Raw genomic sequence first — 15401 nt, 5'->3', positions numbered from 1 at the left:
CCCAGCGGTCACCCGTCAGGACGCGCTGGCCACCAGACGGGGTCGGGCATCGTCGGCCACCTCGACGATGTGGTCGCGCAGCAACCGGAAGACGGTGTCCACCGCCCGCTCGGCCTGCACCGTGTCCGGGTGCATCGCGTTGAAATCGAGTCCCGACTCGTCGCGGTTGATCCACATGAACACCTCACGCGAGGGCGTGGCGTTCGCGAACACCGAGAAGTCGTGCTGCCGTGCCAGTTCCGCGCCGGGGACCCGGGTGACATCGATGTAGGAGAGCATCGGCGAGGTGAAGCCGTGCTCCACCGGGAACGCGGGATCGTCGGCCAGCATGTCGATCACGGGGAACACCGGGGTGCGGTCCAACTGCCGGGCGACGCCGAGCGCCTCCTGCGCGTTCCGCGTCGTCTGCTCGAACGAGCCGCTGGCATCGAACTGCACCGGCACGAGCGTCACGTACCAACCGACGGCCATCGCATCGCCCGTCGCGGAGCGATCCGCGCGGGGGATGAGCATGGTGAACAGCCGCTCGCCGGTCAGCGAGTGGTGCACCTGGCCCATCACGGCCAACAGGGCGCTACTCATGTTGCCGCCCGCACGCTTGGCCGCTGCACCGAACCGGGCCGCCTGCTCGACGTCGACGAACGAGCTGTGCACCGCGATCTTGCCGGGAGCCGCCTGGCCGGGGGCGAGCCCCAGCGGCAGCGGGAACTTCGGCATGCCGCCGGCCCGGGCGATCGTCTCGCGCCACTGCTGCACGTCGGGGTGGGTGGGCGTCAGCGTGCCCGCGAGCGCCCGCTGCTCCGCGCAGAACTGCGGGTACGGGCGCACGGGCACCGGGGTGTACGGAGTGCCCGCACGCGCGGCGGTGTACCGCGACAGGATCTCGAAGAAGCTGATCGCCTGCGAGACGCCATCGGTGAACATGTGGTCGGAGCCCACCACCACCTGGAAGTGCGGGTCCACCGCGTCCGGACCCGCGTTCTCGATGCCGTTCACGGCGAACGCGAACGCCGCCCACTCGTGCAGGGTGGGCACCGAGTCCATCAGGTGCTGCTTGACGGTGCTCCCCGGATGATCGACGGATCGCGCTGAAACAGCGAGCGAAATTTGCTCGGGGCGCAGCGTTCGACCCCGAGGACGAAGGTCGGTGCTGACCGGAAACGCCGTATGAAAAGCCTCATGTGCGCGCACGAATTCAGTGAATACATTCGCAATGATTTCTGCGTCGAAGTGATCGTGCACAGTGAATGAGGTGAATACCAGACGGCGTACGCACGATTCACCTTCGATGCCGCTACGAAGGTGATCGGCCTGAATGAACGATGTCTCAACCCCCAGGTCGGGGGCAGTTTCCATCGCCGCGCGGGTGGTCGAGTCCGGAGTCCAGACGACCCACTCCCCGGTGGGGCACTGCCAGTGTTCTGCGAATCCCGAAATCATGGAGAACATGATCCCCAAAACAGTAGCGCGGCAAAAGATGTAAACCGAGTGAGAAATTAGACAATTCTCGGGGTGGCGCTTTCAGGTTCGTCCGCTATTATGCACTTTAGGTAAGGAAAAGAGCGTGAACATGCGCTTGGGTTGCTATGAATTCGCAAAAGAAACGATCTGGTGCAGTGGTTCACCCCGTGTCGGAATTTTGCATGATTAGAATGAGGTCGTGAGCAGGCCTAAGCTGGGTGTCCCGTCCGGTCGTTGGTGGTACGCGTGGTTCGCCGTGGTGGCGGTCATGGTCGTCGCCAGCGTGCAGGATCGTCAGTGGGCCACCGTGCTCCTCTGGCTCGCGATCCTCTCCGCAGCGGCATCCGAGGTCGCGAGATCGCTGCGGCAACGGAACATCGCCTACGGTCTCGCCGGCGTTCTGGGGGCGGCGGCCGCGATCCTGGGCTACGTCGAACGGGACTGGCTGGCCGTCGCGCTGGGCGCGATGATCGCGCTGGTGCTGATCGCCTTCCTGCCGAAGATCCGCCGGGACGTGCCCACCTGCTGGATCCGCACCGAGGAACTCGTCGGGCGCACCGTCGCCGAGGCGACGCACCTGTTGGGCTTCGACGATCGCCGCCAGCCGAACGGCCTCGCGCGGCCCGAGCTGGTGCCCATGCCTCCGGGGGAGCAGGATCTCGGCGATCCGCTCCTCGTGGTCACCTCGGTCGCGGTCGTCGTCACCGCCGGGACCGAGACCGCCGTCGAGGCCGCGACGATCACCTTCGGCATCACCGACTCCGACGATCCCGCCATTCCGGCCGAGGGGAGCTCCACCAGCCTCGCGCTCACGAAGAGCGAGGTGCAGGACCGGCTCGTCGGCCTGGTCGGTGGCGGGCCCGCGGACATCCGGCCCAGTCGTTTTCCCAGCTCCGCCGCCTCGGAGAAGTCCTAGTTTGCAATCCGAGATTCGACTACGATCGCGCCCGTGACCATGTTCTCAGCGGCGCGGCTGCGGGACCGACGCGGCCCGCACGCGGGCGGGCCCCGTATCGGCATCGGCGGGCGCATCGGCGGATGCGTGCTGTTGCTGCTCGCGATCATCCAGATGGTGCGCGGTGACTGGCGCTCCGCGATGAACTTCTTCGGCAGCGCCCTGGTCTTCCTCGCCGATGACCTGCCGTCGCGGGGTCCTCGTCGGGGCCTCCGCTGTGTGGGTTTCGGATTGGTGGCGGTCGCGGTGACCGCCTACGCGCTGGATCATCAGTGGTTCAGCGTCGGCGTGATGCTGTGGGCCATCGCGGTCTTCTCGCCGTGGATCTTCGCCCAGCGCTCGTCCGATACGGGCGCCTTCCGGTTCGAGGACCTCGTGGGGCTCACGGTGGTGGAGGCGAAGCGGCGCATCGGATTCGGCGAATACCGTGGGCCGCACGGCGTCGATGCGCCGACGCTCGTCGCTGTCCCCGTCGCGGATCTGGACATGGTGTCGCCGTCGTTGATCGTGACCGGCGTCGTGGTCGACGACAGCGATATGTCGATGACCTTCGGTGTCGCCGAGCCGGATTCCCTGCCCGCGGAGTTCGACCGTGGCGAGTTGCAGCGGCAGCTCGCCGATCGGGTGGCCGCATCGTCGGGTGGCCCGCTCGGCTCCGCTCTGCCGGCATAGATTGTCTCTGAAAAGTCATAATTCACGGTCTAGAATTCTGGTGTGACCAGGATTCAGATGGGGCCGCCGCCGAACCGCCGCGGTGCGCTGGTGGCCGCCGCCTACGGCCCGGTCGGCGCTGCCTTCGAAGCCTCGATCGGGAACTGGGCCGTCGCCGCCTTCGTGCTGGCCGTATCGTCCGGCATCGCCGCGTACGGCGCGCCCTCGCGACGGGCCGAGACGGTGCTCACCGCGGTCATGGTGCTCGGCTTCGCGACGGTGGCCGTTCTCGGCCTGGCCGGCGGCCAGATCTTCGGCGTGATCATCGGCTCCGTGCTCGCCGTCGTGGTGGGAGCCACCTGCTGGCACCGGCGGTGGAACACCTCCGACTCCCGCGTGCGCACGGAGGAACTGGTGGGGCACACCGTGGAGCAGGCCACGCGGCTGCTCGGGTTCCGGGCGAATCGCCAACCCGGCGGGCTCCGGCCGCCGGTGCTCGTCGCCGTGCCCGCCGCGGACGTCGATCTCACCGGCGCCGGGTTGATCGTCACCGCGGTCACGGTGGACCCGAACGCGTCCACCATCACCTTCGGGGTGGCCGACGGTGCCGGCCTCACCCGAGGGCGCGCGGCCTACGCCCGCTACCACTGCGAACTCGTATCCCGGATCGGCGGCTTCCCCGCCGACCTCCGGCCCCTTCCCGCCCGACCGGCACCCGCCGGTCTTGCGGGCCTACGGGTCCCGTCGGTTCCCGCGGGTGAGCGCCGCACCTGACCACGCCTTCGCCCCAGGATTCGCCGTATAGAATCGTCGATGTGACGACCAGGATCGTGATGGGGCCCCGGGTGAGCCGGTGGTGGTACTTCTACGTCGTCCTCTTCGGGTTGAACGGCGTCAGCGCCTATCTCGACGGGAACGGGATGCGTTTCGCCTTCGTCGCGGGCGCGCTCGCGGCGGCGGGTACGCAGGCGGCCCGGTCGCTCCGGTTGTCGTGGATCAGCTGGCTACTCGCCGGCGGCGCCATGGCGGTCGCGGCCGACCTCGCCTATCAGCAGGGTTCGTGGTTCTGGACCGCTCTGGCCCTCGTCATGGTCGCTGTGGTGGTCCTCCTCACTCCCAAGGTGCGCCGCGAAGTCCCAGCGTGCCGGTTCCGGACCGAGGAACTCGTGGGACGCACCGTCGCCGAGGCCACCCGTCTCGTGGGATTCGATGCCGGGCGGCAGCCCGGTGGCCTGCTTCGGCCGGTGTGCGTACCGATCCCGCCGGCAGACATCGATCCGAACGATCCCTCACTGATCGTCACCGCGGTGACGATCGAGCCCACGGACCGTGTTATCACCTTCGGTGTGGCATCACGTGATTCGCTGCCCGGGCCCACGAGGCGTTACCGCGCCGAGTGGCAGCAGGCACTCGCGGATCGCGTCGGCGGATTCCCCGCCGACCTCCGCCCGCTCCATTCGCCGGCGACGGCCGAGTCGGCGAGCACGGCGCAGGAGGGTCGATAGCGATGGCGCGCGACAGAGTCGAACTCGGGTTGCCCAGCGGTCGAGGACTGAGCGTGATCGGCTTCCTCCTGCTGTTCATCGGCGCGATCCAAGCGATGAGGAGCGACTGGCCTTCCGCTGCGGCCTTCCTCGGCGGCGCACTGGTGATGATCTCCGGCGACCTGGACGCGGAGACCGCGCGTCGCACGGCTCGATGGCTGGGCGTGGGACTGCTGGCAGCGTCCGCAATCTCCTACGCCCTTATCCGTCAGTGGTACAGCGTCGGCATGATGGCGTGGTGCGTTGCCGTGCTGACGCCCACGATCATTGTGCAGCGTGGACTCCGCTCCAGCATTATCCCGTCGGAGAGCCTCGTCGGGCTCACGGTAGCGGAAGCATTGAGCCGCATCGGTTTCGACGACGATCGGGCGCCGCACGGCCTGGAGGAACCGACACTGGTCGCCGTCCCCGACGCGGATGTGGACCCGCTGTCACCGTCGTTGATCGTGACCGGCGTGGTGGTCGACGACCACGAGGGGGCCATGACCTTCGGCGTCGCCGAGCCGGACCGGATCCCTGCGGAGTTCGACCGCAACGATCTGCAGCGCCGACTCGTCGAGCAGGTGGGCGGAACGCCCGCCGATATCCTGCCGCTGCAGGTCCCCGATCGGCTGTCGAAGTACCGCCCCCGCCTCATGTGAGACGGCGCGTCCCCCGCGCCGCACCGATTCCCCTGGTGCACAGGTGGTCCCCCTCCCGGAGAACAACCTCCGATGGGGGACGAAACGCACTGTGCGGGAATCGGTGTGCGAGAGGGGAGCTGGCGCGGCGTGGGGGAGGGAGCGGTCAGGAAGTGAGGTCGCGGCCCCGTCGGACCGCGAGAACCGCTGCGCCACCGACCAGCAGGCCCAGCCACGCCAGATGCGCCGCCCAGGCGCCGCCCCGCTCCGGACCCGACGGTGCGTCCGCGGCGGCGATCGCCCCGGGCACCCGGTAGAGCCGCAACTGCGGTGTATCGACGGCCAGCGACAGTCCGGGGAGCGGCACCGTCGGGAAGGCGGGGGCACCGTCGATGATCACGGCCTCCACCAGCACCCAGCCCACTCCGAGCTCCGCGAGCCGACCCGCCAACGGCGGGCCGCCCGCGGCCAGAGCCTCCTCGGCATCGGAGGCGGCGCCGGGCACGCGGTCGATCGACTTCCCGCCGACCCGCAGCTCACCCGTCTGCAGCACCGGCGCCCGCAGCATCCGCGGCGCCGGATCGAGCACGGCGGCCGGGGGACCGAAGGCGAAGGTGCGGAACATGCCCGGCGGCAGCACTGCGACCGCTCCGTGATCGGCGGGCACCGCCGCGGCCACCTGCCGCCACGATCCGGGACAGGAGGTCGGGACCAGCGCGCCACCCACGCCCCACGCCAGCCCCGGCAGCACCGCGAGGGGCACCGCCATCGCCGCGACCGCGGCACCGGGCCGCGCCACCGCGGGTACCGCCGCCACCAGCGCGGCGGCGCAGGTCGCGTACAGCGGCACCGCGAGCGCCACCCACTTCTGCCCGTCGCGCAGCAGCCCGATCCCCGGGATCGCCTGCACCGCCTGCTCCAGGAGCGCCATCCCCGGACCCGTCGCCGCCACCGCGGGCAGCAGTACCGCGGCCAGCGCGAGCACCGCGAACCGGCCGAGCGGCGGCGTCGTCAGCACCGACCGCAGCACCACGAGACCACCCACCAGCAGCACCGCGAACAGCGCCGTCCAGAGCCAGGGCGCACCGTCGGGCACGGCCTGGCGGTTCCAGATCCCGCCCAGCCCCAGGAGCGAACCGACCGTGCCGAGCCCCGGCTCCGCGCGCGCGGCGAAGACCGCGACGCTCGCCGGATCGGCCCGCACCCCGCTGCCCGAGACCAGCGACGGGTACAGCCACGGCGCGGCCGCCGCCACGAACAGCACGAGCTGCACCGCCCACCGCCGCGGCGCCGCGACCAGCCCCGCGATCAGCGCGAACACCGCGCCCGTGGGAGTGAGACCACCCGCGGCAAGCGCGGCCGCGAAACCACCCACCTGCCGCCACCCCGTCAGCCGCAGACCGGCCACCACCATCCAGCCGATCGCCGCGTACCCGGCCAGCAGACTCCAATGCCCCTGCAGCAGCCGCTCCGCGACGAACGGATTCCACAACGCCACCGTGGCCGCCGCCAGACCGGATCCGGTGCCGGCGGGACGCCCCACCGCCGACAGCACCGCCAGCGCGCACCGTCCGAAACCCCAGCCCGCCGCGACCAGGGAGACGAAGAGCACCGCCGTCACCAGCAGGCCACCGTCCACCACCTGCGAGCCGAGGGCGATCAACCAGTCCTGGGGGGTGGCGCGCGCGGCGTTGCCGCCGAGGCCGAGCGCCGCATCGGTGACGTACGAGCGGGGCGTCGACACCGCATCGCGCAACAGCAGGTACCGCCCGGCCGTCGCCAGCGGTCCCAGGATCACGAAGGCCAGGACCGCGGACCAGGCGGCCAGTGCCGCATCGCGCGATGTCATCGTCGCCGAGCCTACTGACACAATGGGGCCGTGGGTTTGGCGTGGGTGACTCTGGGCTCGATGCTGGCGAACCTGTGCTCGTACCTGGTTCATCTGCCCGCCAGCCGCTGGCTGGGGCCGGCCTCCTACGGCGAGTTCGCCTCGCTGCTGCAACTGCTGTTGGTGCTCGCGGTGCCCGCGTTGGCCCTGCAGACCGTGGTCGCCCGCCAGATCGTCCGCGGTGCCGGTGCCGCGCAGATGCGCCGCCTGGGCTGGCGGATCGCGCTCGGCAGCGCCGTTCTCGCGGCCCTGGCCGTCCCGCTCGCGGCCGCTGGACTGCACACCGGGGTGGGAACCGCCGCGGCCGCGCTGGCCGCCGCACCGGCGCTCGTGCTGCTCGCCGTCGAGCAGGGCCTGCTCCAGGGCGAACGACGGTTCCGCCGCCTCGCGGTGCTGCTCGGCATCGCCGGCCTCGGGAAACTCGTCGTCACGGTGCCGGGCCTGCTCCTGGGCGTGGGCCCGGCGTTGCTCGGTACCACGATCGGCGCCCTGGTGGCGGCCGTCGTCGGACGCGCCCTGGCCGGAAGCCCGACGGGGCACGACGCCTCGGCCGACGCCGGAGTGCGCGCCGTGCTCGGCGCCAGCTCGGTGCAGCTGGTGCTGGCCGTCTTCGCCTCCCTCGACCTGCTGCTGTCGCGGCCCGTGCTCGGCGCCACGGCCGCCGGCACCTACGCCCTGGGCGCGGTGGCGGCGAAAGTCGCCTTCTGGCTGCCGCAGGCTGTGGGTGTGGTCTTCTTCCCGCAGCTCGCGACGCCGGAGCGCTCGCGCTCGGCGCTGCGCACCATGGTGCTGCTGCTGTCCGGGCTGGGCATCCTGTGCGTGGCGGGGGCGGCCGTCGCCGCGCCGCTCGCCACCCTCCTCGCGGGCGAGGAGTACCGGCCCGTGCAGGGCTGGCTGTGGCTGTTCGCCGCGCAGGGCGCGCTACTGGCGCTGCTGCAGGGCCTGCTGCTCTACAGCATCGCCACCGAGCGCACCCGCATGTCGGCACTGGCCTGGGTGATCCTCGCGGTCGAGGCGGCGGTGCTGCTGACGCTGCCGCACACCGTCGGAGAAATGATCACCGCCGCGGCGCTGTGTGCGGCCGCGGCGGTGATGGTGGTGGGATCGGTGATCGCGATCAGTTCTGGTCGCGGTTCCTCAGGTCGATCGCTTCGGTCTGCGACTCGTCGGGCTTCGGCTGGGCGTTGAAGGCCTCCGTCACCGGCTCATCGTCGACCGGTGCAGCGGCCGTCTGGGCATCGTCGTCGATCGGCAGGGTCTTGGCGTCGCCGCCCGAAGACCGCCGGCCGCCGCCCGAACCACTGCCGCCCGCGGTCGCGGTACGGCCCTGGAGCAGCGCGAAGACACCGAGAGCGAGGGCGATCACGCCGAGCACGCCGCCCGCGATCGGGACCACGGACTTGGCGATGGCGATCTTGTTCTGCTCGGTCTTCGCGTACTCGGCCTGCGAGCGCACCGTCTCGTCCACCCAGCGCTGCTGCGCGTCGAAGACGTCCAGCTTGAAATCGCGGACCGGCTTCGGGGTGTTCGGTGCCACCTGGCCGGGGAGCCGGAACTGCTGGTTGTAGTGCAGCGACTGATCGACGATGACGCCGGTCTTCGGGTCGACCCACAGCTCGACGTCGACCTTCGCCCAGCGGTTGAGCGTGATGTCGTCCTTGGCGTCCACGCCGCCGATGCCCCACCAGCCGGCGGGCATGGTGAGCACGGTGCCCAGCGTCGGATCGTTGCCGTCGCGGACCGTCGAGAGGTCGACCCAGTCCTGCTTGCCGCGCAGGTGCAGCGTGTTGGTCCCGCTGACCTCCTTCTCCTCGACGAAGTCGAGCGAGACGTTCTTGCGGGTGATCAGGTCGAAGAAGGCGTACTTGCCGTTCTCCGAGCTGGTGTCCGCGGGGAAGCGGTACTGCAGGCCCTTGCGGTCGGCCACCTTCACGGCCGGGGCGCTCTCACCGGGGCTGTAGACGGTCTCCGAGGTCTTGCCGGTGGGGGCGCCGGTCTCGCGGTCCAGCGAGACCCGGTCGACCCAGGCCTGCACCAGGCCGTCGTCGCAGGGGCGCTCGCCCTTCGCGGCGTCGGTCAGCGCGGGGTGCCGGGGCTCGCCCTTGGTCTTGACGGACGGGACCACCATCGAGCTGCCCGACTGGACCGTCATCGTGGACTTGTCCGAGGGCGAGGTCACCAGCGTGCGGGTCTGCGTGGTCACGGAGACCTCGTTGACCACGGCCCGCTGCTTGTTGATCGAGCACAGATCGAGCTGCTTGGCCGGGAACTCGGCGTCCGCCTGGGAATCCGCGGACTTGACCGACTTCGCGACGGTGGTGACGTCCAGGTCCAGCGGGATCGTCTTGAGCTTGCCCGCCACGTAGGTCGGCCCGGCGATCGCGGAAGTGATCAGCAGGGCGCCCAGGAAGATCAGGATCGGACCGATTACGCGTGCCAGCCGGCTGCGGCCTTCCGCCATCGAAATGTCTCCTCACGGTCTTGCGCGGGTGCAGGCTGGGTTGCATGCGCCCACGGCGGCACGAGGGTGACGTGCCCCTTCCAAGTACCCGAGCGTAACAGGGGCACCGGCGGTCACCGGCCCCTCACACGGCGGCCCCGGTAGATTGCGGAGGCGATGACCAGACCCGATACCAGCGACTTCACGATTGCAACGCCCGCCGGCGCTGCCGGATTCGTGCCTGCGCTCGAAGGTATGCGGGCCTGTGCGGCGGTGGCCGTGCTGCTCACGCACACCGCCTTCCAGACCGGCCAGGTGGACGGTTCCGTGATGGGGCGGGTGTGGGGCCGGTTCGATATGGCGGTGGCGGTGTTCTTCGCCCTCTCCGGTTTCCTGCTCTGGCGGGCGCATGCGCGTGCGGCATGGACGAGTGCACCGCGCCCCGACACCGGCCGCTACTACCGCTCCCGCCTCGTGCGGATCATGCCGGCGTACCTGCTGGTGGTGGTCGTCGCCCTCACGCTGTTGCCGCGAGGCGATGCCCCCGCCGCGGCCACCTGGCTGGCGAACCTCACCCTCACGCAGGTGTTCGTGCCCTACGCCTTGGTGAACGGTCTCACGCAGATGTGGAGCCTCTCGGTCGAGATGGCCTTCTACCTCGTGATGCCGCTGGCCGCCGTGCTCCTGATGCGGCTGCGCGGGCCGCGGGCGCGGTGGCGGATCCCGGTGGTACTCGCCGTGGCCGCGCTGTCGCTCAGCTGGGCGTGGGTGGGCGATCTGCTGGCCCTTCCGCGTGGTGTCAATCATCACAACTGGCTGCCCGCGTACATCCCGTGGTTCGCGGCCGGGATCGTGCTGGCCGAGGCGGCCTTCGCACCCACGGACCGCTACCGGACGCTGCGCCGCCTCGCCACCCGGCGGATCTGCTGGCCCGCCGCCGTCCTGGTCTTCGCCGTGGTGGCCACGCCGCTCGGGGGGCCGGTCGATCTGGCGACCAGCCCTACGAACTGGCAGTTCGCCACCCGGATGGCGCTCGGTGGACTGCTCGCGCTGCTGCTCCTGGCGCCCCTCGTGCTGGCGCCGCAGAGCACGCCGCCCGGGCGGCTGGGCTCCGGCCCGATGCTCGCACTCGGCCGCTGGTCGTACGGCATCTTCATCTGGCACCTCGTGGTGCTCAGCGCGATGTTCCCGCTGTTCAGCATGCTGCCCTTCAACGGCAAGATGCTCTGGGTCTCGGCGCTGACCATCGTCTTCTCCGCCGCAGTGGCAGCCCTCAGCTACGCCTGGATCGAGGAGCCCGCCCGGCGTGCACTGGCCCGCTACGAGGCCCGACGGTCCGCCCCCGCTCCGCGCGATGCGGTGATCGAGGAGGCCGAGGAGGAGGCCGCGCCCTAGTCGACGGACTCGGCGGGCGGCTCGCGCCGCCGCAGCGGGATCGCGGACCAGGCCATCAGCAGCACGCCGGTGAGCGCGAGACCCTGCGGCCACGGGCCGTGGCCCACGTAACCCGTCTCGGCGTGCCAGGGACCCGTTGCGAGCACCAGCATTCCGGCGGCGACGAATCCGGCGGCGGAGAACACCCGGATCGCTGCCCGCCGGTCGGCGCTCACGTGCAGGCCGGAGACGAGCGCGGCGGCCAGCCCGGTGACACCCCACAGGACCAGGCCCGGCCATCCGCTCAGGACGAACGCGGCCAGGCCGAGCCCGAGCCCCGCGACGATGCCCGGCTGCCAGGCCCGGACCGGTTCCGCGCGGCCCGCCGGCGCGCCGCGGGTGATCGCCAGCGAGGCCAGGATCAGCAGCAGCATCAGCCCGCCGAACAGGCCGATCCGGTACGGCGCGTTGAGTGAGAACCGCAGCGTCACATTGCCGTCCGTGCCCGCCGGCACCACCCAGCCCTGCTGCCAGCCGTTCACCGTGACCGCGCGCAGCGGCGTACCGTCGGGCGCGGTGGCCGACCATCCGGTGTTCCGGCTCTCCGGCACCACGAGCACGCGGTCCGCCTCGGAATGCGGGACGGCCAGGATGCGGCGGTCCGGCGTCCAGCTCTGAATCCGTGGCGACGAGGTGTCGGCGGGCCCGACGGCCGCCGCCGGGGTGTCCAGGGTGAGCGTCTCCACGCTGAACCCGGCACCCGGTGTCGCGATCACGTCCTGCCGTCCCGCAGGCAGGGGCAGTGGTTCCGGTTCGCACGCGACGGCGCGGATCGGCGCACCGTCGCGCAGGGCGCGTGCGGTGGCGTCGATGCGGAATCGCACTGTGCGGTCGCCGATCCGGACGGTGGGCCCGGTCTCACAGGGCACCGTCACCGCGCGGTCGAGGGCGGCGGGCCGCGAGCCGGGGACGGGCGCACCGTCGGGCCCGAGGGCCTGCACATCGGCCAGACCGGGCGCCATCTTCTCCGGGAACCCGAGCGCGTTGATGTTGATCCGCTCGTCCCAGTCGAGCAGCGAGATCGCGATCGAGTCGGTGACCGCGGCCTCCAGGGGGACGGTGACGGAATCGTCCTGGTCGGAGACCTCCCGCACCTGGCGGCCGGTGCCCAGATCGATGCCCACCCGGGTGGGCCGGGCCGGCGCCTCGCCGCGGGGCAGTTCGAGGCGGATGCCCGAGACCAATTGTGGGCTCGGAAGTCGCAGCCGCAGAATCGGTTTCGGTGCGGTCGGTGCGGTCGCGGACTGCGGCGCACTCCACACCGTGTTCGGGTCACCGTCCGAGGCCGCGGCGCCGCTGCCCCGGCCGTCCGTCACGGCGGCATCGGCGAAGGACGACGGTGCTCCCGGCTCGGCGAGCAGTCGGGTGAGCGCCTGTCCGGAGCGCACCCGCAGGGTCAGGGACGGGGTGACCGCCGGGGCGCCGGGCCCATCGACGGTGCGCCGCAACGCCCCCGGCTCCTCGGGGCCGATCCCGATATCGGCGCACTGCACGGGGCCGTCGGTGCCGTGGCGGCCGGGGGTCGGCACGCAGCCGGACCGCCCCATGCTCTCCTGCCCGAACATCCACCGGTTCGCCGCACCGGACGGGGGCAGCACCACATCGTGTCGGGCGGGGATGGTGGTGTCGGTCCGGGCATCGGCGAGCCGTGCCTCGGAGATCGCGAACTGGTTGCCCCAGGAGCGATTCGTCGTCTCGGCGGCGGTGATCCGGAGCCAGCGCGTGGGTTCCGAGGGTGCGACCAGTGTGATCGGTGTGCCCGCGGTGACGGGATCGGAGTACACGCTGCCCGCCTCGGTGGAGATTACCAGCCGGCTGACCGCGGGCCCGAGGGCACGGCCCACCGTCACCGTGACGGCGAGGTCGGATCGCGGTTCGGGGAGATCGAACTGGAACCACTGGCCGACAGCATGATCGAGGCCCGAGGAGACCCAGGAGGTGTCCTTGTCGCCGTCCACCGCGGCGGCGGGGCCGGCACCGGGGAGCACCGTTCCCAGCTGGGTGGCGTCACCGGCGGAACTGGACGTGCTCACCGAGGCGCCCGCCCATGTCCCGTCGACCAGGCCCGCGCCGTCCACGGGGTAGTCGGGCAGCCGGTTCAGGGTGCGGCGCGGGTCGCCCGCCGCCCGGATCGAGGAACTGTGATCGTCCACCTTGCCGTAGTCGGTCTCCCGGTTCTTCGGGCTGTCGGTCACGGTGAGCGGTCCCGGCGGCAGGCCCGCGGCGGCGGCATCGGAGGCGAGCAGCGCGGGCCCCAGCTCCCGCCGTCCCGCGGCGGCCTCGGTCTGCAGCGGCAGCAGCGATTCGGGGCCGCCGGCGATCCGGGGCATCGACCGCAGGTCCGCGAGGTACGGCCCGGCGCCGATGTCGAGGTCGTCCACCTTGTAGATCGTGATCGCCGGAAGTGGCGGCCGCAGACCGGAATCCACCGTGACCTTCTCGACGGTGGGCGGCGCGACATCGGGGCCGAACCGCGCGACCTCGGAGAGCCCCGGAGAACCCAGGATGGTGGCGCGCGCCAGCGCGGGGCGCGCCGAGCGGGAGGTGTCCGGGTCGAGATCGGCGCGCAGCACGAGGTAGCCGATGCCCTGGCGGCGCAGCGTGGCCGCCAGCCCGGCCGACGGTGTGCCGGCGCTGAACAGCCGCTGCACCGAATCGAGCGCGCGGATCGCGCCGGGTGGGTTGAGGGGGATCGCGTCGCGCACCGCCCACGGCGTCTCGGCGAGCGGCTGCAGCGGCTCGTCGCGGGTGAGGCCCCACAGCTGCGCGCCGAAGGGGGCGCCGGGCACCACCAGCGCCCGCTCGGCGCGGGCCTGCCCGGGGGCGGTACCCGAGGCGTGGTCGGAGAGCCAGCTCGCGGCCTGCCCCCAGTAGTCCGGGATCTTCTCGTAGGGCCCGCGCGGGGCCAGCTTCCCCACCCAGGCCATGCCGCCCGCGAGCGCGAGCACCACGACGACGGCGAGCGCGCCGGCGGCGAGCCGATCGTGTTCGGGGTGGGCCAGTGCGGCCCGCACGCGCCGCAGCCCGACGGTGCCGGGCAGCGGCGCCCGGGCCAGGAGGTGGGCGATGCCCATCACCAGCGGCAGCCGGAGGAAGGGCTCGAGCTTGTAGACGTTGCGCAGCGGCGCGCCCACGCTGTCCAGGAACACCCGCACCGGTTCGGCGACCGGCGACCCGAGTCCGCCGGCGTAGCCCGCGCCGATGCCCACCAGGCCCACCAGCAGCACCGTGATCCACACGCCTCGCTTCGGGGTGTGCCGCATCGTCAGGCCCGCGATACCGGCTGCGGCGAGCAGACCCGTGACCACGACCGCGGCGGGCGCGGTGGTAAGCATGGCGCCCGCGGCGCGTTCGTCGGAGATGAACGGGCTCCACGAGACGGTGCCGCGCAGCACCTCGGGCAGCGACGCCCACTGGGTGGTGGCCCGCGCGGACTCGATGAACTCCAGGAACGGCGGGCTCACCCGGCCCATGATGAGCAGCGGCACGATCCACCAGGTGGTGGCGAGCACGACGCACACCGTCCACCACGCGCTGAAGGTCCAGAACCGTCGGGTCCCGGCGCCGAAGCGCACGTGCAGCAGCCACCAGAGCGCGGCGACGGCGCAGGCCAGACCGGTGGCCACGGCGTTCACGGCGCCCATCAGCGCGACCGCGACGGCGGACCTGGCCGCGAGGTTCCGCAGCGGAGCGTCGTGGCCCTGGAGCATCTGGACGAGCGGCAGCAGCACCCAGGGGGCGAGCATCACGGGCGCGGTCTCGGAGCTGATCGCGCCGAGCGTGGTGAGCACCTGCGGGGCCAGCACGAAGGCGGCGGCGGCCACGATCCGGGAGCCGCGCGAGCCGGTGTTCAGGGCCTCCGCGAGCCGGACGATCCCCCAGAATCCCGCGAACAGCAGCAGCCCCCACCAGAGCCGCTGGGTGATCCACGGCGGAACGTGCAGCAATTGCCCGAGGGCGAAGAAGGTGCCGTGCGGGAAGAAGTAGCCGTAGGCCTGGTTCTGCACCTGGCCGAGCGGGGACTGGCTGGACCAGACGTTGGCGGCACGGGCGAGGAAGCCGATCGGGTTGGCCGTGAGATCGAGCTTGGTATCGGCGACGATCCTGCCCGGTGAGCTGAGGAAGCTCAGTGCCAGGAGGGCGACGAACGCCCACGCGCCTGCGCGGCGGGGGAGCGGTTCGGTGCGGAGCTGGGCGCTACTTGTTGGCACCCGAGTCGTCGCGCTCGCCGTAGTTCGACGAGCCCTGCAGGAAGCCCTTGTCGGGGTTCACGGCGCCGACATCGGTGGACGGGGTGGACTGGCCGACGGCCGCACCGCTCACCAGTGCGAGGGCGACGGCGACGACGATGCCGGCGAGCGCTGCGGTGGCGCTGGCGATGATCGAGGTGCGGTCCATGCAGGGGAGT

At 71.5% G+C, this 15401-nt stretch carries 12 protein-coding genes; 7 read left to right on the top strand and 5 right to left on the bottom strand.

Annotated elements, in window-relative coordinates; all coding sequences use genetic code 11:
* Positions 1-15 precede the first annotated feature (15 nt).
* Positions 16-1356, bottom strand: a complete 1341-nt coding sequence (locus tag TTY48_RS07275) for a condensation domain-containing protein (RefSeq protein ID WP_255585730.1) — start codon at positions 1354-1356, stop codon at positions 16-18.
* A 304-nt stretch (positions 1357-1660) separates the two neighbouring features.
* Between TTY48_RS07275 and TTY48_RS07270 the strand changes: the two genes are divergently transcribed.
* From TTY48_RS07270 to TTY48_RS07250, 5 genes are read left to right on the top strand one after another with little or no spacing between them, the layout of a single operon-like run.
* Positions 1661-2377, top strand: coding sequence for a hypothetical protein (locus TTY48_RS07270; RefSeq protein WP_220656858.1), 717 nt, complete (start codon positions 1661-1663; stop codon positions 2375-2377).
* A gap of 33 nt (positions 2378-2410) precedes the next feature.
* Entirely contained in the window at positions 2411-3088 is a 678-nt protein-coding gene (locus TTY48_RS07265) for a hypothetical protein (RefSeq protein WP_220656857.1), read from the top strand.
* A 42-nt stretch (positions 3089-3130) separates the two neighbouring features.
* On the top strand, positions 3131-3841 hold the full coding sequence (locus TTY48_RS07260) for a hypothetical protein (protein WP_220656856.1): 711 nt from the start codon (positions 3131-3133) through the stop codon (positions 3839-3841).
* Positions 3842-3882: 41 nt separating this feature from the next.
* A complete protein-coding gene (locus tag TTY48_RS07255) occupies positions 3883-4572 on the top strand; it encodes a hypothetical protein (protein ID WP_220656855.1) in 690 nt (229 codons plus the stop codon).
* 2 nt (positions 4573-4574) lie between these two features.
* The gene (locus TTY48_RS07250; RefSeq protein ID WP_220656854.1) at positions 4575-5252 is read left to right on the top strand and encodes a hypothetical protein; all 678 of its coding nucleotides are present in this window, start codon (positions 4575-4577) and stop codon (positions 5250-5252) included.
* A gap of 145 nt (positions 5253-5397) precedes the next feature.
* Here TTY48_RS07250 and TTY48_RS07245 read toward each other — a convergent pair whose 3' ends face one another.
* Complete coding sequence (locus TTY48_RS07245) at positions 5398-7080, bottom strand: hypothetical protein (RefSeq protein WP_220656853.1); 1683 nt, start codon at positions 7078-7080, stop codon at positions 5398-5400.
* Positions 7081-7140: 60 nt separating this feature from the next.
* Between TTY48_RS07245 and TTY48_RS07240 the strand changes: the two genes are divergently transcribed.
* Positions 7141-8307 carry a polysaccharide biosynthesis protein gene (locus tag TTY48_RS07240; RefSeq protein ID WP_220658493.1) on the top strand — a complete coding sequence of 389 codons (1167 nt, stop codon included), beginning with the start codon at positions 7141-7143 and terminating at the stop codon, positions 8305-8307.
* On the opposite strand, the gene TTY48_RS07235 is transcribed toward TTY48_RS07240, so the two are convergent.
* Entirely contained in the window at positions 8237-9580 is a 1344-nt protein-coding gene (locus tag TTY48_RS07235; RefSeq protein WP_220656852.1) for a DUF3068 domain-containing protein, read from the bottom strand. The two genes, TTY48_RS07240 and TTY48_RS07235, sit on opposite strands and share 71 nt — an antisense overlap.
* A gap of 156 nt (positions 9581-9736) precedes the next feature.
* Here TTY48_RS07235 and TTY48_RS07230 point away from each other — a divergent pair, with 156 nt between their 5' ends.
* Positions 9737-10954 carry an acyltransferase gene (locus TTY48_RS07230; protein WP_220656851.1) on the top strand — a complete coding sequence of 406 codons (1218 nt, stop codon included), beginning with the start codon at positions 9737-9739 and terminating at the stop codon, positions 10952-10954.
* On the opposite strand, the gene TTY48_RS07225 is transcribed toward TTY48_RS07230, so the two are convergent.
* Both TTY48_RS07225 and TTY48_RS07220 read right to left on the bottom strand, forming a co-directional pair.
* Positions 10951-15204: an alpha-(1->3)-arabinofuranosyltransferase gene (locus TTY48_RS07225; RefSeq protein WP_220656850.1), complete on the bottom strand. Its 4254-nt coding sequence runs from the start codon at positions 15202-15204 to the stop codon at positions 10951-10953. The two genes, TTY48_RS07230 and TTY48_RS07225, sit on opposite strands and share 4 nt — an antisense overlap.
* On the bottom strand, positions 15191-15391 hold the full coding sequence (locus tag TTY48_RS07220) for a DUF2613 family protein (RefSeq protein ID WP_220656849.1): 201 nt from the start codon (positions 15389-15391) through the stop codon (positions 15191-15193). Before TTY48_RS07220 ends, TTY48_RS07225 begins: the two co-directional genes overlap by 14 nt.
* Between the last annotated feature and the right edge of the window lie 10 nt (positions 15392-15401).

This window comes from Tsukamurella sp. TY48 (genome assembly GCF_019656655.1).
GTDB lineage: Bacteria > Actinomycetota > Actinomycetes > Mycobacteriales > Mycobacteriaceae > Tsukamurella > Tsukamurella strandjordii.
This window is presented reverse-complemented; position numbering and strand designations above follow the sequence as displayed.